Source organism: Azospirillum sp. TSH20, from assembly GCF_003115935.1.
Classification (GTDB): Bacteria; Pseudomonadota; Alphaproteobacteria; order Azospirillales; family Azospirillaceae; genus Azospirillum.
Genome location: NZ_LGQU01000039.1, coordinates 1 through 21,396, shown reverse-complemented (window position 1 = coordinate 21,396; position 21,396 = coordinate 1). Strand labels below are relative to the sequence as shown.

Genomic DNA, 21,396 nt, shown 5'->3' with positions numbered 1-21,396 from the left:
CTTGGCGTCCGCCGTCCGTTCCTGCTATTATCCCGGGCGCAAACTTCGACCACGGCCGACGTCCAGCGCCTTGATTCGACTGCAATCCGAAGGCGATTGCGCGTCGGGTCCGCGAAACCGGCCGGGTCGCTCGACCACATCTGACCGTCCGGAACGCAGTCCTGTCCCTGTCCCCAGCCAAAGCGGACCTGAAAGGTCTCTTCGAAAAGCGGGGCGGCGTCATCGCCTTCGCCCTTCTGGCGGTCTTCGCCCTGCTGATAAACCAGGGACAGCAGTTGATCGCCGCAAGGCAGGCCGCACTCGATTCGGCGGAGGCCAGCCTGTCCAGCCTCGCCGCTGCGCTGGAGGTATCGACCACCCGCACGGTTCAGTCGGTGGACGTGACCCTCTCCTCCATCGTCGATTCGCTGTCCGATGCCAGCTGGACCGGCCAGGATGGGGCGACCGACCCCGACCCGACCGCCATGCTGACCGACCGGTTGCGCCGCTCGCCGCACCTGCGCGGGCTGACGCTGCTCGACCGCACCGGCCGCATCGTCGCCACCACGGAGGGGACGCGCCCCGCCGGCTTCTATCTGACGGTGCTGGACGTCTTCCGCCTGCCGGCGGCCGGCCAGGGCAGCGGCCTGGTGATCGGCGATCCGCGCCCGGGACGCAGCCTGATCGACCGCGCCGATGGGGGAGAGCGGTCGGGACGCTGGATATTGCCGATGAGCCGCGCTCTGCGCGACGCCGACGGCACACTGCAGGCGGTGGTCGTCGCCACCGTCAATCCGGACTATTTCCAGGGCCTGTACCGCGCGGTCCAGGGCGGCCACGTCGCCGACAACGTCTCCGTCGTGGGCGACCGCATCGCGCTGTACCGCTATGACGGCACCCTGCTGACCGTCCAGCCGCAGGCCGGGGAGGAGATCGCCCGTTCCTTCGCCGCGACCCCACTGTTCCAGCGCCATCTGCCGCAGGCCGAATATGGCGTGTTCCGCCATTCCGGGACGGACGTCGGCGCCGGTCCCGACACGCGCATCGTCGCCTACCGGACGACGCCGGTCTGGCCGCTGGTCCTGACGGTCAGCGTGCGCAAGGACGCGGTGCTGGCCGGGTGGCGCGACAATCTGTGGACGGCGACCCTGCTGTCCGGCGGGATGATCCTGCTGCTGGGCCTCTTCGGGCTGATGCTTGCCCGTTCACTGGCGGCGCAGCGCCGGCAGGGCAAGGAACTGGAAGAGACCAACGCCCGTCTGACCGCCATCGTCGACACCGCCGCGGAGGGCATCGTCACCGCAAGGCCGGACGGCGTGATCGAGGCCGCCAATCCGGCCGCACACGCCATTTTCCGCTCCGCGCCGGGCGGGCTGGTCGGACGGTCGGTGCTGGATCTGCTGCCGCCGGACAGGCGGACCAATGCCGCCCGTGCGATGGACGAAATCGCACAGGGCCGCCGCGGCATGGGTCGTGCGGGGCGGGGCGAGACCGTTGCCCTGCGGCCGTCGGCATCCGACGGCACCGGGGAGGCGGAGAGCTTCCCGCTGGCCTATTCCATGGCGCTGGTCAGGACCGGGGCCGGCCCGCTCTATGCCGCGATCCTGCGCGACCTGACCGAGGAAAAGCGGCTGGAGCATACGCTGCGCGACGCTAAGGAGCGGGCGGAGGATGGCCAGCGCATCAAGATGGAATTCCTCGCGACCATGAGTCACGAGATCCGCACGCCGATGAACGGCGTGATCGGCATGGCCGGGCTGCTGCTCGACACGCCGATGGAGGCCGAACAGCGCACCTATGCCGAGACGATCCGCGATTCCGCGGAATCGCTGCTGGTCATCATCAACGACATCCTCGACTTCTCCAAGATCGACGCCGGCCGGCTGGACCTGGAGATCGGCGAGTTCGAGCTTGTGCCGATGGTTGAAAGCGTGGCGGAGATCCTGGCGCCGCGCGCCGCGGCCAAGGGGCTGGATCTGGCCAGCTACGTGCCGCCCGGCCTGCGCGGCCCGTTGCTGGGCGATGCCGGACGGCTGCGGCAGATCCTGCTGAACCTCGCCGGCAACGCCGTGAAGTTCACCGATACCGGCAGCGTCACCATCCTGCTGAGCGAGGAGCCGGCTTCCGCCGGTTCCGAATCCGACGGCGTCCGCGTCCGGTTCGAGGTGCGCGATACCGGAATCGGCATTCCGGAGGAGGAGCGGCCCCGCCTGTTCGCCATGTTCACCCAGGTGGATTCCTCGCCCGCCCGCCGCCATGGCGGCACCGGGCTGGGGCTGGCGATCTGCAAGCGGCTGACGGAACTGATGGGCGGCCGGATCGGCGTGGACAGCCAGCCGGGATCGGGCAGCACCTTCTGGGTGACCATCCCGCTGAAGCGCGGCGCGGGCAGCGCCCATCCGCCGACGCCGGCCGGCGATTGGGCCGGGCGCCGCCTGCTGCTGGTCGACGACATCGCCGTCAACCGCGACCTGCTGACCCGGCAGATCGACGGTTTCGGCATCGTGACCGAAACGGCGGAGAACGGGGAGCAGGCCCTGTACCGCCTGATCGCCGCCGCCCGGAACGGCAAGCCCTTCGACGCCGCCATCCTCGATCACCGCATGCCGGGCCTGACCGGTCCCGAGCTGGCCCGCCGCATCCGGTCCATCCCCGAACTGGCCGGCATCCGGCTGGCGCTCGCCTCGTCGCAGAGATCGGAGGGGCAGGAGCCGGACCGGTCACCGGTCGATACCCACCTTCCCAAGCCGATCCGCTTCAGCACTCTCTGCCAATGCCTCGCCCGGCTGCTGGAACCGCAACCGCCTGCGGATAGCCTCGCATCCGGGCCGCATCCCCTCCCGGCAAGCGCTATCGCCGCCACAAAAATCGTGTCGCTCCCCGTCCGCGGGCCGGCCGACATGGCGGCTGTCGCCAAAACCGATGTCCCGTCCGCCCAGCAGCCGGAGGCGAAGCAGCGCGCCCGCGTGCTGGTGGCGGAGGACAATCCGGTCAACCAACAGCTGACGCTGGCCCTGCTGCGCCGCGCCGGACACAGCGCGGAAGCGGTGTCGAACGGCGAGGAGGCGGTGGAGGCGGTGACGTCCCGGCCCTACGACCTCGTCCTGATGGACGTCCAGATGCCGGTGATGGACGGGCTGACGGCGACACGGCGGATCCGCCGGCTGTCCGGCCCCGCCGCGCGCATCCCGGTGGTGGCCCTGACCGCCAACGCCATGCAGGGCGACGCCGCCATCTGCCTAGAAGCCGGCATGGACGATTATCTGTCCAAGCCGATCAACGCCCGCAAGCTGCTGGATACCATCGCCCGCTTCGTCGTTCCGGCGGCCGACGACACCGCCGATGGCGGCGGGCAAGCCCCTGCCCCGCCACAGCCGCCGTCCGAACCGGAGCCTGCCACCGTCAATGCGGAAAAGATCGATGAACTGCGCGACGCGCTGGGCGGTGACGGGTTCGCGCTGCTGCTGGAAACCTTCTTCAGCGACAGTCCGCAGCATCTCGATCTGCTGCGTGCCGCCATCGCGCGCGGGGACTGCGCCGGCATCGAACGCGAGGCGCATATCCTGAAGGGTTCCGCGGCCAATGTCGGGTTCGACCGGCTGGCCGTCACCGCGCATCATCTGGTCGCCGCCGCCCGCAGCGGCGACCTCGACGCCCTGACCGCCACCGCCGGCGAACGGGTCGCCGCCGAGCTGTCGGCCGCACGGAAGGCCGCGGCGGCCCTGGAGGCGTCCGTCGGTTGAACCGCTGACCGGGTCGCCGACCCGCCATGCTGCGACGCAGTGCCGCCGGTGATTGTGCAATAGCGTCAGTTTCAGTAAAATGCCGCGGATTTCCCGATCCCGCTCCCCGAACCGTTGGAGTAGACGCCGACCATGGCCGATGCCGTCACCGCTCTGGTCGTCGATGACGAGGAAATGACCCGCGCCATCGTTGCCGGCTACCTCTCCCGCATCGGTTACCGCACGCTGGAGGCCGAGACCAAGGCGCAGGCGTGGGAAATCCTGTCAGCCAGCGGGTCGGCGATCCATGTCGTTCTGCTCGACCGGCGGCTCGCCGACGGCGACGGGCTGGAACTGTACGAGTGGATGAAGCGCGAGCCGCATCTGGCCGACATCCCCGTCATCGTCCAGACCATCTCCGACAGCAGTTCGGAGATCGCGGCCGCCATCCGCGCCGGCGTGTTCTACTACCTCCTCAAGCCCTATGACGGTGCGCTGCTGCGCTCCGTCGTCCGTGCGGCGGAGGAGACCACCGGGCGGATGCGGAGCCTGCAGGGCGACCTGCGTTCCCGCTCCAACGCCATCGGCCTGCTGCGCGACGGGCGTTTCCGCTTCCGCACCCTGCAGGAGGCGCAGAATCTCGCCATCACCCTGTCGTCCGTCGCCGCCACCGCCCACAGCCTGACCTTCGGGCTGTCGGAGATCCTGGTGAATGCGGTGGAGCACGGCAACCTCGGCATCGGCTTCGAGGCGAAGGGCCGGCTGAAGGCCAGCGGCATGCTGGCGCGCGAGATCGAGGCGAGGCTGGCCTCGGCCGAGCATCGCGACAAATACGCCACCCTGCATGTGGAGCGCAGCGACAGCCGCGTGATCTTCACCGTGACCGACATGGGGGCGGGTTTCGACTTCAACCGCTACCTGTCGGTCGATGCCTCCCAGTCCAACGCCACCCATGGCCGCGGAATCGCGCTGGCCCGCATGGTCGGATTCGACCAGCTGACCTATGTCGGCAACGGCAACCGGGTGGTTGGCATCGTCAATCTGGACCGGACGCCGGACGGCCTGTCCGACTGACCCACAGCACCGTCAGGTCGTCGGCCAGCAGCCGCGGCATCGCCGCGAAATAGCGGTCGAGCAGGCAACGCAGCGGCCGGTCCGGCGCGCCGCCATTCCCCAGGCCGCGCACCAGATCGGTCACGCCGCCATAGCCGAACATCTGCCCGTCCCATCCACGCGCCTCGTACAAGGCATCGCTGAACAGGACCAGCGCGGAGCCCGGCGGGAAGCCCAGGCGTTGGTTGCGGTAGCGCGCCTCGGCCGCGACGCCCAGCGGCAGGCCGCAGCTCGAACCGATCTCCAGCTCACCATCGGGGCGGCGGACCAGCGGCTTCGGCGCGCCGGCCGTGGCGTAGACCAGCCGGTCGGCGGCGACATCCACCACGGCATAGATCATCGCGGCGAATTGCGTCTCCGGCAGCAGTCCGACCAGCAGGCCGTTCAGCACCCGCAGCGCTTCGGCCGGATCGTCGGCCGGCAAATCGCTGCGGGCGAGCAGCGCATGCAGCCGGAAGGTGTTCAGTGCCGCCGCCACCCCATGGCCGGTGAAATCGCACAGGAACAGCGCAAAGCGCCGGTCGTCGATCGGCCGTGCGCCCCACAGATCGCCGCCGAGTTCCGAACTGGATTCGAAATGGCTGTCCAGCGCGATGCCATAGCGCCGCTCCAGCGACCGGCAGAGCGTGACATCGGGCAAAAGGTCCAACTGCATGTCGCGCGCCAGCGCCATCCGCTGCACGGCGTCGCTGTGGTGGTTGCGCAGGCTGCGGATCACCTCCTGCAGCGAGCGGTCGAGCCGGCGGTTTTCCAGATGCAGCGACAGGCGGGCCGACAGCTCCGCCAGGGTCAGCGGGCGCGCCAGCAGATCGGTCGCACCGGCGCGCAGCAGTTCCGCCCGCTCCCGCCCGCCGGGGAAGCGGCCGAGCACGAGGATCGGAAGGTCGCGCAGATGAGCCTCCGTCCGCAGCCCCGCCAGCAGTTCCGGCCCGAATCCCGGCAGGCCGGCATGCAGAAGAAGCATCTGCGGCGTCCCGGCCGCCAACGCCCCGGCCAGCCCGTCGCCATCGACCACCATGATGTTTCGAACCCCCAGCCGGCCCAGCACACCGCGCAAACGCCCCGCCGCCGGGGGACGCGGATGGCCGATCACGACCAGCGGGCTGCCGCTCACCGGCTAGAACTCGCAGGGAATGATGGTGTGGAACTCCGAGATCTCGATCAGCTCGCGGACCTGACCGCGCGGATGCCTGATGCGGAAGACGACGCCCGTCCGCTTGGCCGCATTCTTCGCCAGGACCAGCAGCCCCAGCCCGGCGGAGTCCATATACTCGACGGCCGACAGGTTCAGCACGCACTCCGCAATGCCGCCCTTCTCCCACTCCGACAGGATGTCCCGGAACCCGGCGTCGGCCTCGAACGTCATCTGCCCGCGCAGTTCCAGTTCGCGCACGCCGCCGCTGTCGCGCACCGTGTAGTCCATCACCCGATCCACCGTTGCCCGATCCACCCTTGAAACCCTGCCGACCTACATTCCCGGCTCGAACACCGCGACGCGGTTGCGGCCGAGGTGCTTCGCCCGATAGAGCGCGAGGTCGGCACGGTGGATCGCCCGCTCCAACGTGTCGGTCGCCCCCTCCAGTCCGGCGATGCCGATGCTCGCGGTCAGGCGGAAGGTGCCGTCGGTCGCCTCGATCGGCATGCGGGCCAGATGGCGGCGCACCCGTTCGGCCACCACGCGGCTCTCGTCGGCGGTCGCACCGGGCAGGACTACTACGAACTCCTCCCCGCCCAGCCGGCCGAGAATGTCGTATTCCCGAAGAATCGCCTGACAGCCGGCCGCCACCATGCGCAGCGCGTCGTCGCCGGTGGCATGGCCGAAGGTGTCGTTGATGCGCTTGAAATGGTCGACATCGAGGACGAAGACGGACAGCGGCTCGTGGAACCGGTGGGCGCGGGCCAATTGGGCGCGCGCCATGTCCATGAAGGAGCGACGGTTGTAGATGCCGGTCAGCGGATCGCGCGACGCCATGTCGCGCAATGCCTCTTCCATGCTGCGACGCTCGGTGTAGTCGTAGATCCAGGCGAGATTGACCGCCATGCCCTGGATCACCGCCTGATTCACCGTGAACAGAGTCCAGAAGGGCGAGCCGTCGGCCCGCTTGAACTGGACCTCCATATTGGTGACGCCGCTGCCGCCGCGCAGCCGTTCCAACACGCGCAGGCGCTGGTGGCTGTCCAGGTAATAGTCGCGGGCACGGCTGCCGATCAGTTTTTCACGCGGCAGGCCGATCAGTTCGGCGAAGCGGGTGTTGACGAAGATGATCCGGCCGTCATCGCGCCGGGATACAGAAACGCCGATCGGACTCTGTTCGAGGATGGCCTCCAGCCGCTCCTCGTTCGGGCGCGATTCGGTCAGCTCGTGGATGGCGGTTTTGGTCAGACTGACCGTCCGCGTCGCACCTTCGGCCGTACCGATCGGCGCCTCGTACAGCAGAGCGTCGACCGCCGATATCCCGGCAGGCGCTTCCGCATCGCGCGGATCGCCGGCCTGCCGAAAAATCGAATCGACGTCTGTAACGGTCAGCAGCCGGCTGATGCCGGCTTTGCCGTCCGCTTTGCCAATCCACGGACTTTCAGCCACCGTCACCCAGCGTGTGGAACCATCGTTCCGCAGGGCGCGCTGCGCATCACCCGAAGCCTGCGCCCAGCTGCTGGAGCCACCATGGTCGAGTTCAAATTCGCACAGACTCCGGCCCGGCAGGCCGCCCGCCTCGCAACCCAGCAGGTCATGCAGGGCTGGATTCGCGTGGTGGATGATCCCTGATGCCGTGACGAGGCAAACCCCGACCGGCAGACGGTCGAAGACTGAAAACGCGGTATCGCGCCCGTCATCCACACCACGGCCCGAGATCATCACCATGCAACCCGATACCGGCATGGCCGAGAGTGTTTCATAGAATTTTATATCCCCGCAACGCCGGCGATTTCCGACAGGGTCGAAGTGTGACGGCCGGATTTCTAAAAACGGTTGAGTATATAAAATTTTCGCCGATTGTTCAAGACGCTGACGTTTCACGCGGTTGCAGTGCCCGGCGTCTTTCCACAGCCAATGCGACACCAAGCCGCTGCCAATCTTCAGCGGCGTCCGGCAACCCGAAGCGCAGCCAGTCCGCCCGGCCTTCGAATCGGCGCACGAGAATCCCGGCTTCCCCCAAGGCACGATAGAGCGCCGGTGCCCGAGGGTCCTCGACGAGACGGAACAGTTCGGTCCCGCCGACCACCCGCAGGCCGGCCCCCTCCAGCATACGGTCCAGCTCCGCCGCCGCCGCCGCCAGCCGCAGCCTGGTCGCCTCGATCCAATGGCGATCGCCCAGCGCCGCCGTGGCGATGGCCAGCCCCGGTCCCGACACCGCCCAGGGCCCGATGGCCTCGCGCAGCGCCGCCGCCAGCCCGGCCGGCGCCAGTGCGATGCCCAGCCGCAGCCCCGCAAGCCCGAAGAACTTGCCGAAGGACCGCAGGATCACCAGCCCCGGCTTGCCGGCATGCGCCGCGAGGCTGTCCTCCGGCCGCATGTCGGCGAAGGCCTCGTCCACCACCAGCCAGCCGCCGCGCGCCGCCTGTGCGTCGGCTATCTCCAGCAGCCGGGCAGCGGGCCAGTGCCGGCCGTCGGGGTTGTTGGGGTTGACGATCACCAGGACCTCGACCTCCTCCACCTCCTCCACCATCCGGACCTCATGGCCGGCCAGCGCCCAGCAGCGCGCGTGCTCGGCATAGGTCGGCCCCAGGACGGCGACGCGCCCCGGCGCGCGCAGCCGGGGCAGCAATTGGATCAGCGCCTGCGAGCCAGACGCCGCGGCCACCAATTCGGCCGACGGCGCGCCGTAGCAGGCCGCCGCCGCGTTCCGCAGCGCGGCCTCCTCTCCGCGGCCGGGCAGCCGGTTCCAGGCATCCGGCCGCACCGGCGGCAGCGGGTAGGGCCAGGGGTTGATGCCGGTGGACAGATCGACCCACGGCTCCGGCGCGCCGGGAAACACCGCGCGCGCGCCGTCCAGGTCGCCGCCATGCAGCAGGGCGCCGCCCGCGGAGGCCTCCTGCCCCGTCCGCCCTTCGTCCGCCACGCACGGCTTGGTCACCGGGCTGTCTTCGGCCATGATCGCGCCTCTTCCTCATTCACCGACGCGCGGCCAGCGCGCCGCCCCATTGCCTGGAACGTCCCACCCGTGCCGCTGCATCCCTTCCTGCTCGCCACCGCACTCATCGTCGAAGCGCTGGCGGGCTATCCCGATCCACTCTACGCCCGCATCCGTCACCCGGTCGTGTGGATCGGAGCGCTTATCGCCCAGCTTGACCGTACGCTCAACCATGAGACCGATGGTTTCGGCCGCCGCAAGGCGTTCGGCGTGCTGGCGGTTGTGGTGCTTCTGCTGACGGTCGGCGGTGTCGCGGTGGCGGTGGCCTGGGTCTGCCGGCTGCTGCCGTTCGGCTGGCTGGTCGAGGCAGTGTTGGCCTCCACCCTGTTGGCCCAGCGCAGCTTGCACGACCATGTGGCGGCCGTTGCCAAGGGCTTCCGCACCGGTGGGCTGGAGGGTGCGCGCAGGGCGGTGTCGATGATCGTCGGCCGCAACCCGGCGACGCTCGACGAGCCCGCCGTCGCCCGCGCCGCCATCGAAAGCCTTGCGGAGAATTTTTCCGACGGGGTGGTGGCACCGGCCTTCTGGCTGCTGGTTGGCGGGCTGCCCGGTCTGGCGCTCTACAAGGCGGTCAACACCGCTGACAGCATGATCGGCCACCGCACCCCGCGCCACGAGGCCTTCGGCTGGGCGGCGGCGCGGCTGGACGATCTGGTCAACCTGCCGGGATCGCGCCTGACCGCCCTTCTGCTGGTGGGGGCTGCCTGGATGACCGGCGGCGGCGACGCGACGCAGGCCTGGGCGTCGGTCCGGCGGGACGCCCACCGCCACCGCTCCCCGAATGCCGGCTGGCCGGAAGCGGCGATGGCCGGCGCGCTCGACCTGCGGCTGGGCGGCCCGCGGGTCTATGGCGCCACCCGGATCGAGGATGTCTGGCTAGGCCCCGGCCGCACCGCCGCCACCCCCGACGACATCGACCGGGCGCTGGTTCTCTACCGCCGCGCCTGCGCCCTGCTGATCGCCTCGGCGCTGGCGCTGGCGGCGCTGGGATAGGCGGTCACCCGCGCGCCAACCGCCGCATCATCAGCGACAGCCGCCGGCCGACCCGGCGACCGACACGGCGGAGGCCGGACAGCAGACGACGGGCGGCGCGGACGGGAGCGGTCTCCTTCAGCCAGGCGAGCCAGGCCGTCACCCGAACATAGCCCCAGGCGAACCAGCCGATGGTCAGCAGCTTCGGCTTGGCGGCATGGAACAGCCGCTCAACCAGGGTGATCTTGACCAGTTCCGCCCCGACGATCACGGCGGCCCCGGATATCGGGCGGCCGGTGGCGAACAGCCATGCCCCGACCGGCTTCGCCGGCTCCAGCAACGCCAGGGGCACCAGGACGAGGATCAGCGACGGGTAAGGCCCCAGCCCGGCCACCCAGCGGCCGATCCGCCCGAACAGTGGCAGCCGGGCGATCCGGCGGACCACCGGCCGCACCACCCAGTAAGCCAGCGCATCCAGAAGGAAATATCCGACCGCGAGCAGGGTCGCGACCGGACGCAGCAGCCGAGCCAACAGCCGCCACGGCTGCTTCGGCCGAACCGGCGAGGCGGTATGCTTGTCTGCCCCTGGCGTGGGGCCGGGCGGGAGTTTGCTGTTCATTCGAAATATCCCGACGGACGGCCTAGGTCGCCTGTCTACCACCAAGGCAAGCCTTTCGTTTGCAGGAAGGGGCTGGCACCTTCACCAAAATTGTTCCTGTACACGCACAATCAGGTCTGCTCCCTCCCCGAACGTGGTCCCACAACAGCAAAGCCCACCGTGCCCGGCCATTACGACCCCCTCCTTGTCGCGTTGTCATACGTAATCGCCGTGTTCGGCGGTTATGTGGCGCTGGATCTCGCCCATCACAGCGGCAACGGCACGGCCAATCCCTCCATCGCGCCGAACCGCCGCGGCGATTCCGAGCGCGACCCGGGCGACGGCCGGCGGCTGGCGAGTGCGGCGCTGGCGCTGGGGGCGGGGATTTGGTCGATGCACTTCATCGGCATGCTCGCCTATCGCAGCGACATACCGATCAGCTACGACGCCGGGCTTACCGCATTGTCCTTCCTGCTGGCGGTGGCCGTTTCCGGGGCCGGCCTGTTCGCCGTCGCCCGCAACCGTCCCCGCCGTCACACCCTGCCGGTGGCGGGAACCCTGACGGGGCTGGGCATCGTCAGCATGCACTATGTAGGGATGGCGGGAATGCGCATGGACATGAACCTGTCCTACGACGTCATTCTGGTCGCCGTTTCGGTGGCCGTCGCCATCGTCGCCTCCACCGCGGCCATGTGGCTGGCCTTCCGGACCCCGCGCCCGCTGCAACGTGCCGCCGGTGCCGTTCTGCTGGGCCTGGGCGTGGTGACGATGCACTACACCGGCATGGCCGCGGCCGGGATGGAGCCGATAACCGAGGTGAGCACCGCGGCGCCCGACGGCATGGGCGCTTACCACGCCATGCCGGCCCATGCGATGACCTCCTCCGGGCAGCGGATGGCGCTTTCCCCCTCCCTGCTGGCGATCATGACGGGAGTGGGCACGCTGCTGCTGCTTTCGCTCGCGATGCTGTCGTCGCTGCTCGACCGCCGGCAGCAGGCGGAGCGGTCGGCGGAACAGGAGGCGCGCTATCGCGCCATCGTCGACACCGCGGTCGACCCCATCATCCTGATCGACGACCAGGGCACCGTCGAATCCTTCAACCATGCGGCGGAGAAGACCTTCGGCTACCGCGCCGACGAGGTGATCGGCCGCAACGTCAACATGCTGATGCCGGAGCCGTACCGGAGCGCCCATGATGGCTATCTCGACCGCTATCACCGGACGGGAGAGCGGCGGATCGTCGGGATCGGCCGCGAGGTGGAAGGGCTGCGCAAGGACGGCTCCACCTTCCCGCTCGACCTGTCGGTGGGTGAATGGCATGTCGGCAGGCGGCGCATGTATACCGGCATCATGCGCGACATCACCGCCCGCAAGGCCGCCGAGGAAGCGATCCTGCGCGCCCGCGACGAGGCGGAGGCGGCGAGGATCGAGGCGGTCCGAGCCCGCGACGACGCCCAGCGGGCCGACCGCGCGAAGACCAAGTTCCTCGCCGCCGCCAGCCACGATCTGCGCCAGCCGCTGCAGTCGCTGTTCTTCTTTGCCCACGCCTTATCGGACAAGCTGCAGGACCACCCCACGTCGCCGCTGCTGGCCAGCATGACCGATTCGCTGAACGGTCTCCGGGTGATGCTGGACAGCCTGCTGGACGTGTCGCGGCTGGATGCCGGGGTTGTGAAGCCCGGCATCACCGATTTCGCGCTCGGGCCCCTGCTGGACCGGCTGGCGGAGGAATACCGCATCCGCGCCACCGAATCCGGGCTGACGCTGCGCCATGTCCCGACCTCCGCCTGGACCAGCAGCGACCCCGCCCTGCTGGAACGCATCCTGCGCAACCTGATCGAGAACGCCATCCGCTATACCGAGCGCGGCCATATCCTGGTCGGCTGCCTGCACCGCGGCGGTACTCTGCGGCTGGCGGTGATCGACCAGGGCATCGGCATCCCCGCCGACAGGACGGGGGACATCTTCCAGGAGTTCATCCAGCTCGCCAACCCGGAACGCGACAGGCGCAAGGGTCTGGGACTGGGGCTGGCGATCGTGCGGCGGCTGGCCGGGTTGCTGGACCATGAGGTCGTGGTGCGCTCGACACCCGGCCGCGGCAGCGGCTTCTTCCTCGACCTGCCAACGGCGGTTCCCCGCCCGGTCCCGAAACCGGTGCGCTGCCCAGCCGAACCGCCGGACGCCAAGGGGCTGATCGTGGTCGTCGACGACGACACCATCATCCTGCTCAGCATGCGGGCGATGCTGGAGGAATGGGGATACGAGGTGGTCGCCGCCGTGTCGGCCGACGAGGCGATCGCGTCGCTGCTGAATCTCGGCCGGCAACCGGCGATGATCGTCGCCGACTATCGCCTGCGCGAAGGACGGACGGGGGTGGAGGCGATCCGCGACATCTACGGCGTCTGCGGCGTGCGCGTCCCCGCCGTGGTTCTGACCGGCGACACCGACCCCGCCCGCATCGCCGAGGTGCAGCGCAGCGGCCACCGCCTGATCCACAAGCCGGTGTCGGCCCCGATGCTGCGCGAGATCCTGACCTCGGCCGCATAGGCGGGACGCGGCGGTAAAAAGCGCCCGACTCCACCGAACCAACCCTGGACGGGCCGGCGGCCGGGGGACTAGCATCCGCCACCCGAACGAGCCCCCCGGCGGCCCCCGCCCGTCGCCGCCCCATTCTCTCTCACGGACCGTGATGCTGCGCCGTTCCCTGATCCGCGCCGGCGAGACCTGCGCTTTCCATCTCCGCGCCGCCCTGGCGCGTGCGCTGTCCCGCCCCGCCCCTCCTGCCGCACCGCCCGCTGCACCTCCATATGCCGGACATCCGGCGCCCCCGCAGCAGCCACCGGTCCAGTACCCTGGCGCACCCTATCCCGGCGCACCCTATCCGCAGGCTCCGCAGCAGTCGGTCTATCCGCCCGACGGTTACCCGCCCGGAAGCTATCCACCCGGGCAGCCCTATCCCTATCCGCAGCAGCCGGCGCCGCCCTATGGCGTGCAGCCGCCGCAAGCGGTTCCTCCCTACGCCCCTCCCCCGCAATATCCGCCCCAAACCCCGCCGTCCAACCGGCCGCCGGGACGCCCGCAATTCCGCCTGCCGCGCGGGCGTTGGGGCAAGGTGGCGGTCGTCGCGGGCGTGCTGGTTCTGCTGCCCCCGGTGACGCTGCTCGGCGCCTATTGGTGGATACGGGCGCAGCAGCCGCAGACCAGCGGCACCATAGCCATCCCCGGCAGTGGCGCCCCGGCGGAGATCGTCCGCGACAAGCAGGGAGTGGTCCATATCTTCGCGGCGACGGAAAGCGACGCCTACCGCGCGCTGGGCTATGCCCACGCCCAGGACCGGCTGTGGCAGATGGAGACGATGCGCCGCGCCGGCGCCGGCCGGCTTGCCGAGCTGATCGGCACCAAATACGGCGACTTCGCCCTGCGCAGCGACCGGCTGATGCGCACGCTGGGCGTCCGCCGCTCGGCGGAGGCGATGGAAGCCACCCTGTCGCCGGACGCCCGCACCGCTTTCGAGTCCTATGCCGAGGGCGTGAACGCCTATCTCGCCACGCGGTCGGAGGCGCTGCCGATCGAATTCCAGCTTCTGCGCCACACGCCGGAGCCCTGGACCGTCACTGACAGCCTGGTCTGGGCCAAGCTGATGGCGCTGCAGCTGTCCGCCAACTACCGCGACGAGCTGTTCCGCTCCCGCGTGCTGGAACGGCTGTCGCCGGCCCAGGTCGACGACCTGTTCCCGCCCGACGCCCCCGGCGCCCCCACGACGCTGGCGACCGACTTGCGCGGCATGGATTTGCGGGAAACCGTGCGCCGCACCCTGGCAGCCCTGCCGCAAATGGGCTTCGACACCGCATCCAATGAATGGGTCCTGACCGGCGCCCGCACCACCACCGGCAAGCCGATCCTCGCCAACGACCCGCATCTCGGGCTGGAAGCGCCGATCCTCTGGTATCTCGCCCGCATCGTGACGCCCGACTTTAGCGTCACCGGCGCCACCGTGCCGGGCGTGCCGCTGGCCATCCTCGGCCACAACGGCAAGGTCGCCTGGGGCTTCACCACCACCCACAGCGACACGCAGGACCTGTTCGTCGAGAAGCCCGACCCGCAGGATCCCGCCCGCTATCTGACCCCCGACGGCAGCCAGCCCTTCGAGACGCGCGCCGAGACCATCGCCATCGCCGGCGAGCCGTCGCAGACGCTGACCGTGCGCAGCACGCGGCATGGCCCGGTCATTTCCGACCTCGACGCCATGCCCGCCGGCAATGCGCCCGGCACGGTGCTGTCGCTGTCCTTCCCCGGCCTTGCCGACGACGATACCAGTGCGGAGGCGCTCTACCGCCTGAACCACGCGGCATCGGCGGAAGCGGCGCGCGAAGCGATGCGCCTGCATGTCGCTCCGCAGCAGAACGTCGTCTATGCGGATGTGTCGGGCACGGTCGGCTTCATCTCCGCCGGCCGGGTGCCGATCCGCCGCAAGGGCGACGGCCGCGTGCCGGTTCCCGGCTGGACCGGCGAGTATGACTGGACCGGCTTCCTGCCCTACTACGCCCTGCCGCAGTCGGTGAATCCGCCGTCCGGGCAGTTCGTCAACGCCAACAACGCTGTGGTCGGGCGCGACTATCCCTACCGCCTCGCGACCGAATGGCCCGATCCGTCGCGCGCAAAGCGCATCGTCGAGATGCTGGGCACCGGACGCTTTTCCGTCGAGGAGGTGGCGCAGCAGCAGATGGACATCGTCTCGCTTCCCGCCCGCGACTTCCTGCCCGAACTTCTGAAATATCCGTCCCCACCCGGCCTCGCCAGCGATGCGGCGACGCTTCTGCGCAACTGGGACGGCCGCATGGACCGCAACCGGCCGGAACCGCTGATCTTCACCGCCTGGATGCGCGAACTGGTCCGTGCGGTGTTCGCCGACGAGCTCGGGCCCGATTTCGCTTCCTACTGGGACCTGCGGCCGGAGGCTTTGCGCCATGTCCTGAACGAGCGGCCGGAGTGGTGCGACGACGTCACCACGCCGCAGAAGGAAGGCTGCGCCGACGTGATCGGCCGGTCGCTGGAGGCGGCGGTGGCGATGCTGGCCGAGCGTCACGGCTCCAGCCCGAAAAGCTGGCGCTGGGGCGACGACCACAAGGCGGCGCTGGTCCACCGGATGCTGAGCCGCCTGCCGCTGATCGGCGGCACTGCCGACCTGTCGGTGGAAACCGACGGCGGCTTCTTCACCGTCAACCGCGGCACGACCTCGACCCGCGACCCGGCAAACCCGTTCCGCCATGTCCATGGCGCCGGGTTCCGCGCGGTCTATGATCTGGCCGATCTGGACAATTCCCGCTTCGTGATCGCCACCGGCCAGTCCGGCAACATCTGGTCCCGCCATTGGGGCGATCTGGTCGGACTGTGGCGCGACGGCGGCTCGTTGCGTCTGGCCGGCGACCGTGGCACGCTGGTCTCGGCAGGGGCGGAGGTGCTGACACTCACACCACGCAACACCGGGACAAACAAGAAATGACCATCACTCTGGAGGACGTGCGCGCCGCGGCGGCGCGCATCGCGGGGCATCTGTCCCGAACGCCCACGGTTCCGGCGCCCCGCCTGGGGGACATGGCGGGGTGCCGGCTGCACGTGAAGCTGGAGAGCCAGCACGCCACCAGTTCCTTCAAGGAGCGTGGCGCGTTGAACAAGTTGCTGTCGCTGGGCGAGGCGGAGCGCCAAGCCGGCGTCATCGCCATGTCCGCCGGCAACCATGCCCAGGCGGTGGCCTGCCACGCCACGCGGCTCGGCATCCGCTCCACCATCGTCATGCCCGCCTTCACCCCCTTCACCAAGGTGGAGCGGACGGAGAATCTGGGCGCCACCGTCGAGTTGCATGGCGAAACGCTGAGCGAGGCCGCCGCCTTCGCCCATGATCTGGCGGCGCGCGACGGGCTGACCTTCGTCCATCCCTACGACGACCCGCTGGTCGCCGCCGGCCAGGGCACGACAGCGCTGGAACTGCTGGAGGACGTCCCGGACCTCGACGTGCTTGTGGTCCCGATCGGCGGCGGCGGGCTGATCGCCGGAATGGCGACGGCGGCCAAGGCGCTGCTGCCGGATCTGGAGATCGTCGGCGTGCAGTGCAGCCTCTACCCCGCCGTGCGTCAGGCGCTGGCCGGACAGCCGATCACCTGCGGCGGCGCCACGGTGGCGGAGGGCATCGCGGTGAAGGCGCCCGGCGCCCTGACCCTGCCGATCATCCGCGCGCTCGTCGACGACGTGGTGGAGGTGGGCGAGGCCCGGTTGGAGGAAGCGGTCTACCGCCTCGCCACGATGCAGAAGCTGGTCGCCGAAGGGGCCGGCGCCGCCGCGCTCGCCGCCATTCTGGAAGAGCCGGAGCGTTACCGCGGCCGCAAGGTCGGCATGGTGCTGTCCGGCGGCAACATCGATTCGCGCATCATGGCGCAGGTGCTGATGCGCGGTCTGGTCTATGAGGGGCGGATCGTCCGCCTGCGCATCGGCATCACCGACGCCCCCGGCGCTCTGGCCCGCGTCACCCGCTTGCTGGGCGAGGCCGGCGCCAACATCGTCGAGGTCCACCACCAGCGCCTGTTCCACAATGTGCCGGTGAAGATGGCCGAAGTGGACGTGGTGCTGGAAACCCGCAACCAGACCCATGTCGATGCGCTGATCGCACGGATGAAGGACGCGGGCTATCCGACCAGCCTGATGGTTGAGGTGGGGTAGGACCCCACCCCTCAGATGCTGTAATTGTCCGCGATCTCCGACCGCAGCTGTTCCACCTGATCGCGGAACACCGAGCCGTCCCGGCCGGCGCTGTTGCGCACGTCGCGCACCACGCGGGCCGGGGTGCCGCCCAGCACGATGATGCGGTCGGCCAGATGCACCGCCTCTTCCAGATCGTGGGTGACGAACAGCACGGTCTTGCCGGTCTCCTGGTGGATGCGGCGAAGCTCGTCCTGCAGATTGTGGCGGGTGATGGCGTCGAGCGCGCCGAAGGGTTCGTCCATCAGCAGGATGTCCGGGTCCACCGCCATGGCGCGGGCGATGCCGATGCGCTGGCGCTGGCCACCCGACAGCTCGTAGGGCCAGCGGCGGGCGTAGCCGTCGAGCCGCACCAGCTTCAACGCGGCCTCCGCGCGCCGGCGGCGCTCGTCACGGCTGACCGGCAGGCCCTCCAGGCCGAACTCCACATTGCGGATCACCCGGCGCCAGGGCAGCAGTCGGGAGTCCTGGAACACCAGCCCGACCGGGCGATGGCCGGGGCGCTGGTCCTGGTGGATGGTGACGCCGCCGCTGCGCGCGGTGTGCAGCCCGGCGACGACGCGCAGCAGCGTGGACTTGCCGACGCCGGACGGGCCGACGATGGCGACGAAGCTGCCGCGCTCGACCGACAGGTTGACGTCGACCAGCACCGGCGGCGCGTCCTTGCCATAGCCGATGGACACGTCCTCGAGGTCGATGACCGACCCGGCGGTGGACGTCTTGGAAAGGGTCACCGCTGCCATGAGAGCACCCGCGACTGAACTTGCATGAACAGGAAATCCGACACGCCGTAGAGCAGCGCGATGGTGACCATGTAGAGCACGACGATGTGCGTGGCCAGCAGGCCGGACGCCTCCATCATCCGCATGCCAAGGCCGGAGATGCCGAACAGCTCGGCCGCGACCACCGTCATCCAGCCCTGCCCCAGCCCGGCGCGCATGCCCGACAGGATGCCCGGCAGGGCGCCCGGCAGGATGATCTTGAACAGACGCGGGATCAGCCCGCCCTGCCCGAAGGCATGGCCAAGCTCGATCAGGTCCTTGTCCACCCCGCGCACCGCGGCATAGCTGGCGTAGTAGTTGATCCAGAACACCGTCAGCGAGATCAGGAAGGACGCCGCCCCTTCGCTGACGCCGAACCAGATGATGGCGAAGGGGATCCAGGCGATCGCCGGGATCGGGCGCAGCATGCGCACGACCCAGGCCTGGAAGGCGTCCCACTTGCCCCACAGTGCCGCCGCCGTGCCGAAGGACACGCCGAGGAAGGTGCCCAGCGACAGCCCGACCAGATAGTGCGACAGGCTGGCCAGCACCATCTCCTGCCAGGTGCCGCTTTTGAACTCGGTCAGGAAGGCGGCGGGCACCGCGCTCGGCGAGGGCAGCAGCCGGGCCGGCACGACGCCGCTGCGCGCCACCGCTTCCCACGCCAGCAGGAAGACGAGCACGCCCAGCGCCGATAGGGCGACTTTCTGATAGGACTTCATCGGCTTGTCGGTCTGCATCGGTCGGCCGGCTTACTTGGCGGCGGCGTCGTAGAAGCTGAAGTCGAAGGCCTCGGCCACCGGCACCGTCTCGCTGGCCGAGCCGATCTCCTTGGTGTAGGCCATCATCTGCTCGACCGCCGGCACGACCTTGTGCGGGTCGGCGAGGAAGTTGGACCCCGGCCCCTTGAAGGCGGCTTCCAGCGTCGCCGGCTCCAGCAGGCCCTTGCCGAGATAGTTGTTCACCAGCTTCGCCGACGCGGCCGGATCCTTGGCGATCATGTCGACGGCGCGGATGTGGGCCTTCAGCAGGGCCTTGATGGCGTCGGGATGCGCCTTCAGCACTTCCGCGCGGGCGGAGACCACGGTGCCTGGCTGGTTCGGAAACATCTGGGCGCCGGTGGCGAGCAGCGCGACGTTCGGGTCCATCTGCTGGGTGACGGTCACCGTCGGCTCGCGGATGGTGGCGGCGTCGAGCGCGCCGGCCAGCAGGGCCTGCTGCGTCTTCTCGATGCCCATCGGCACCAGTTCCACGTCGGCGGGATCGACCTTCACCACCTTGAACAGCCAGTACTTCAGCACGGTGTCGGGAACGGAACCCGGCGGCTGGGTGCCGAACTTCGGCTTGCGGCCGGTATCGGCGGCGAACTTCTTGAAGGACTCCGCGGTCGGGTTGGTGCCCACCGCCTTGGCGAAGGGACCGCGCGCGGCGACCACCATTTCCTCCACCGCCGAATTGGCGATGACCGAGATGTCGGCGCCCTTGGTGCGGGCGACCAGCACCGGGGCGACGCCGGCATAAAGCAGGTCGATCTTGCCGGCGGCCATCGCCTGGATGGCGTGCGGGCCGGATTCGAAGCGGGTCAGCTTCAGCTCGATCCCCGCATCCTTGGCCCAGCCCTGCCCATCGACGATGAACAGCGGCGACGCCGCCAGGATCGGAATATAGCCGATCTCCAGCTTCACCGGATCGGCAGCGCGCACGGTGCCGGGCATCACGGCGGCGGTACCGAGGGCAACCAGGGCGGCAAGGGTGAAGCGGCGGGTGGTGCGAAGCATCGGATCATCCTCGACTGGGGTTCCGAGGCTATTTAGCACGATTGCACGGATGGAGAAGAGCGATTTCCACATAACTGGAAAAGGGAATTCAATATCACACAAAAAATCTTTGTTATTAATGCGCCGGACACCGCCGGAAAGCCGCAGAAATTGTGGGTTCGGCGCGGCTTGGGCGGTAGGGCCTCAGCTCTCCGTCAGCAGGTAGAGCGACACGCCGCAGAGCGATACCCCCACCAACAGGATCGCAACCGCGATGCGGGTCCAGAGCGTGAGGTGCGAATCGAATGGTTCGCAGAGATCGTCATCGTCCATGGCCTGATTTCCGTCACTGTGGGGAGGACGGCGGGGATAAGCCGCCGTCTCTCGGTGACGGTAAGCGATAGCGGGGCCGTGTTGCTGCGGTGTGTCCCGTGAACGATGTTGTGTAACCGACGGTAACGACGCCGGCCGTCCGTTACAGACCTTCCACCACGATCATCTTGAAATCGGCGGCGTTGCGACGCGCCTCGCGCGCCTTGCGGTATTCCGGGCTGTCGTAGAAGGCCTTGGCCGCCGCCATGTCCGGGAATTCCAGGATGACGATCCGGTTGGGCTGCCAATCGCCTTCCAGCACCGCCGTCTCGCCGCCGCGGCTGATGAAGCGTCCGCCGTTCCTGGCGATCGCATCGGGGGTCAGCGACTTGTAGACCTCATAGGCGACGGGGTCGGTCACGCGGACGTCGGCAATGATGTAGGCGGTCATGGTTTCCGCATCCTCTCTTGTCGTTTTTCGGCCCAAAAGAAACGGGCGCGGAAAGCCTTGCTTCCCGCGCCCGCTCCGGTCAACCGCTATGGATGCCGGTCAGGCTTCCATCGCCTTCACGACCTCTTCGGTGACCTTCTTGGCGTCGCCGAACAGCATCATGGTGTTGGGGCGGAAGAACAGCTCGTTCTCGACACCGGCGTAACCGGCAGCCATGCCGCGCTTGATGAAGAACACCGTCTTGGCCTTCTCCACGTCAAGGATCGGCATGCCGTAGATCGGCGACGTCGGATCGGTCTTGGCGGCCGGATTGGTCACGTCGTTGGCGCCGATGACGAAGGCCACATCCGCCGTACCGAAGTCGCGGTTGATGTCCTCCAGTTCGAACACCTCGTCGTACGGCACGTTGGCCTCGGCCAACAGCACGTTCATGTGACCGGGCATGCGGCCCGCCACCGGGTGGATGGCGTACTTCACATCCACGCCTTCGTGCTTCAGTACGTCGGCCATTTCACGCAGGGCGTGCTGGGCCTGGGCGACGGCCATGCCATAGCCAGGGACGATGATGACCGACTGGGCGTTCTTCATGATGTAGGCGGCATCCTCGGCCGAGCCGGCCTTGACGCTGCCCTGCGGACCCTTGGCGGGACCGCCGGCCGCGGCACTCTCGCCGCCGAAGCCGCCGAGGATGACGTTGAAGATCGAGCGGTTCATGCCCTTGCACATGATGTAGGACAGGATCGCGCCCGAGGAGCCCACCAGCGCACCGGTGATGATCAGCAGATTGTTCTGCAGGGTGAAGCCGATGCCGCAAGCCGCCCAGCCGGAGTAGCTGTTCAGCATCG

The 21,396-nt window shown here is 69.0% G+C and carries 17 protein-coding genes; 6 read left to right on the top strand and 11 right to left on the bottom strand.

Features of this window, described 5'->3' with window-relative positions:
• Positions 1 to 275 precede the first annotated feature (275 nt).
• Positions 276 to 3,722 (top strand): response regulator, encoded by a 3,447-nt coding sequence (locus tag TSH20_RS10900; protein ID WP_247871268.1) that lies wholly within the window; start codon positions 276 to 278, stop codon positions 3,720 to 3,722.
• 132 nt (positions 3,723 to 3,854) lie between these two features.
• Positions 3,855 to 4,775, top strand: a complete 921-nt coding sequence (locus TSH20_RS10895) for a response regulator (protein WP_109074753.1) — start codon at positions 3,855 to 3,857, stop codon at positions 4,773 to 4,775.
• On the opposite strand, the gene TSH20_RS10890 is transcribed toward TSH20_RS10895, so the two are convergent.
• The 4 genes from TSH20_RS10890 to cobD form a co-directional block, all read right to left on the bottom strand.
• On the bottom strand, positions 4,738 to 5,928 hold the full coding sequence (locus TSH20_RS10890; protein ID WP_109074752.1) for a SpoIIE family protein phosphatase: 1,191 nt from the start codon (positions 5,926 to 5,928) through the stop codon (positions 4,738 to 4,740). The two genes, TSH20_RS10895 and TSH20_RS10890, sit on opposite strands and share 38 nt — an antisense overlap.
• A 3-nt stretch (positions 5,929 to 5,931) precedes the next feature.
• Positions 5,932 to 6,249 carry an STAS domain-containing protein gene (locus TSH20_RS10885; protein WP_146205371.1) on the bottom strand — a complete coding sequence of 106 codons (318 nt, stop codon included), beginning with the start codon at positions 6,247 to 6,249 and terminating at the stop codon, positions 5,932 to 5,934.
• Between the two features lie 33 nt (positions 6,250 to 6,282).
• Positions 6,283 to 7,677: a diguanylate cyclase gene (locus TSH20_RS10880; RefSeq protein ID WP_247871269.1), complete on the bottom strand. Its 1,395-nt coding sequence runs from the start codon at positions 7,675 to 7,677 to the stop codon at positions 6,283 to 6,285.
• A 136-nt stretch (positions 7,678 to 7,813) separates the two neighbouring features.
• A complete protein-coding gene (gene cobD, locus TSH20_RS10875; protein WP_109074749.1) occupies positions 7,814 to 8,908 on the bottom strand; it encodes a threonine-phosphate decarboxylase CobD in 1,095 nt (364 codons plus the stop codon).
• 69 nt (positions 8,909 to 8,977) lie between these two features.
• Between cobD and cbiB the strand changes: the two genes are divergently transcribed.
• Positions 8,978 to 9,940 carry an adenosylcobinamide-phosphate synthase CbiB gene (cbiB, locus tag TSH20_RS10870; protein WP_109074748.1) on the top strand — a complete coding sequence of 321 codons (963 nt, stop codon included), beginning with the start codon at positions 8,978 to 8,980 and terminating at the stop codon, positions 9,938 to 9,940.
• A gap of 4 nt (positions 9,941 to 9,944) precedes the next feature.
• Here cbiB and TSH20_RS10865 read toward each other — a convergent pair whose 3' ends face one another.
• Positions 9,945 to 10,538: a hypothetical protein gene (locus TSH20_RS10865; protein WP_247871270.1), complete on the bottom strand. Its 594-nt coding sequence runs from the start codon at positions 10,536 to 10,538 to the stop codon at positions 9,945 to 9,947.
• A gap of 210 nt (positions 10,539 to 10,748) precedes the next feature.
• Here TSH20_RS10865 and TSH20_RS10860 point away from each other — a divergent pair, with 210 nt between their 5' ends.
• From TSH20_RS10860 to TSH20_RS10850, 3 genes are all read left to right on the top strand, one after another.
• Complete coding sequence (locus TSH20_RS10860; protein WP_247871271.1) at positions 10,749 to 13,064, top strand: MHYT domain-containing protein; 2,316 nt, start codon at positions 10,749 to 10,751, stop codon at positions 13,062 to 13,064.
• Between the two features lie 142 nt (positions 13,065 to 13,206).
• Positions 13,207 to 16,020 (top strand): penicillin acylase family protein, encoded by a 2,814-nt coding sequence (locus TSH20_RS10855; protein ID WP_109074746.1) that lies wholly within the window; start codon positions 13,207 to 13,209, stop codon positions 16,018 to 16,020.
• Positions 16,017 to 17,231: a threonine ammonia-lyase gene (locus tag TSH20_RS10850; RefSeq protein WP_109074745.1), complete on the top strand. Its 1,215-nt coding sequence runs from the start codon at positions 16,017 to 16,019 to the stop codon at positions 17,229 to 17,231. The genes TSH20_RS10855 and TSH20_RS10850 overlap by 4 nt, the downstream gene beginning before the upstream one ends.
• An 11-nt stretch (positions 17,232 to 17,242) precedes the next feature.
• Here TSH20_RS10850 and TSH20_RS10845 read toward each other — a convergent pair whose 3' ends face one another.
• From TSH20_RS10845 to TSH20_RS10825, 6 genes are all read right to left on the bottom strand, one after another.
• A complete protein-coding gene (locus TSH20_RS10845; protein ID WP_109074744.1) occupies positions 17,243 to 18,013 on the bottom strand; it encodes an ABC transporter ATP-binding protein in 771 nt (256 codons plus the stop codon).
• The gene (locus TSH20_RS10840) at positions 18,001 to 18,753 is read right to left on the bottom strand and encodes an ABC transporter permease (RefSeq protein WP_085090656.1); all 753 of its coding nucleotides are present in this window, start codon (positions 18,751 to 18,753) and stop codon (positions 18,001 to 18,003) included. Before TSH20_RS10840 ends, TSH20_RS10845 begins: the two co-directional genes overlap by 13 nt.
• Before the next feature lie 30 nt (positions 18,754 to 18,783).
• A complete protein-coding gene (locus TSH20_RS10835; protein ID WP_109074743.1) occupies positions 18,784 to 19,809 on the bottom strand; it encodes an ABC transporter substrate-binding protein in 1,026 nt (341 codons plus the stop codon).
• A gap of 183 nt (positions 19,810 to 19,992) precedes the next feature.
• Complete coding sequence (locus tag TSH20_RS36140) at positions 19,993 to 20,121, bottom strand: hypothetical protein (RefSeq protein ID WP_256379244.1); 129 nt, start codon at positions 20,119 to 20,121, stop codon at positions 19,993 to 19,995.
• Positions 20,122 to 20,263: 142 nt separating this feature from the next.
• On the bottom strand, positions 20,264 to 20,551 hold the full coding sequence (locus TSH20_RS10830) for a DUF1330 domain-containing protein (RefSeq protein ID WP_109074742.1): 288 nt from the start codon (positions 20,549 to 20,551) through the stop codon (positions 20,264 to 20,266).
• Positions 20,552 to 20,650: 99 nt separating this feature from the next.
• On the bottom strand, positions 20,651 to 21,396 hold a 746-nt coding region (locus TSH20_RS10825), incomplete at its 5' end, for an NAD(P)(+) transhydrogenase (Re/Si-specific) subunit beta (protein WP_146207476.1).

Bases quoted from the DNA above. Each gene is read 5' to 3' on its own strand.
- TSH20_RS10880 (WP_247871269.1), bottom strand. From the start codon at position 7,677: ATGGTGATGATCTCGGGCCGTGGTGTGGATGACGGGCGCGATACCGCG.
- TSH20_RS10840 (WP_085090656.1), bottom strand. From the start codon at position 18,753: ATGAAGTCCTATCAGAAAGTCGCCCTATCGGCGCTGGGCGTGCTCGTC.
- TSH20_RS36140 (WP_256379244.1), bottom strand. From the start codon at position 20,121: ATGGACGATGACGATCTCTGCGAACCATTCGATTCGCACCTCACGCTC.
- TSH20_RS10895 (WP_109074753.1), top strand. From the start codon at position 3,855: ATGGCCGATGCCGTCACCGCTCTGGTCGTCGATGACGAGGAAATGACC.
- TSH20_RS10855 (WP_109074746.1), top strand. From the start codon at position 13,207: ATGCTGCGCCGTTCCCTGATCCGCGCCGGCGAGACCTGCGCTTTCCAT.
- cobD (WP_109074749.1), bottom strand. From the start codon at position 8,908: ATGGCCGAAGACAGCCCGGTGACCAAGCCGTGCGTGGCGGACGAAGGG.
- TSH20_RS10830 (WP_109074742.1), bottom strand. From the start codon at position 20,551: ATGACCGCCTACATCATTGCCGACGTCCGCGTGACCGACCCCGTCGCC.
- TSH20_RS10835 (WP_109074743.1), bottom strand. From the start codon at position 19,809: ATGCTTCGCACCACCCGCCGCTTCACCCTTGCCGCCCTGGTTGCCCTC.
- TSH20_RS10845 (WP_109074744.1), bottom strand. From the start codon at position 18,013: ATGGCAGCGGTGACCCTTTCCAAGACGTCCACCGCCGGGTCGGTCATC.
- TSH20_RS10865 (WP_247871270.1), bottom strand. From the start codon at position 10,538: ATGAACAGCAAACTCCCGCCCGGCCCCACGCCAGGGGCAGACAAGCAT.
- TSH20_RS10850 (WP_109074745.1), top strand. From the start codon at position 16,017: ATGACCATCACTCTGGAGGACGTGCGCGCCGCGGCGGCGCGCATCGCG.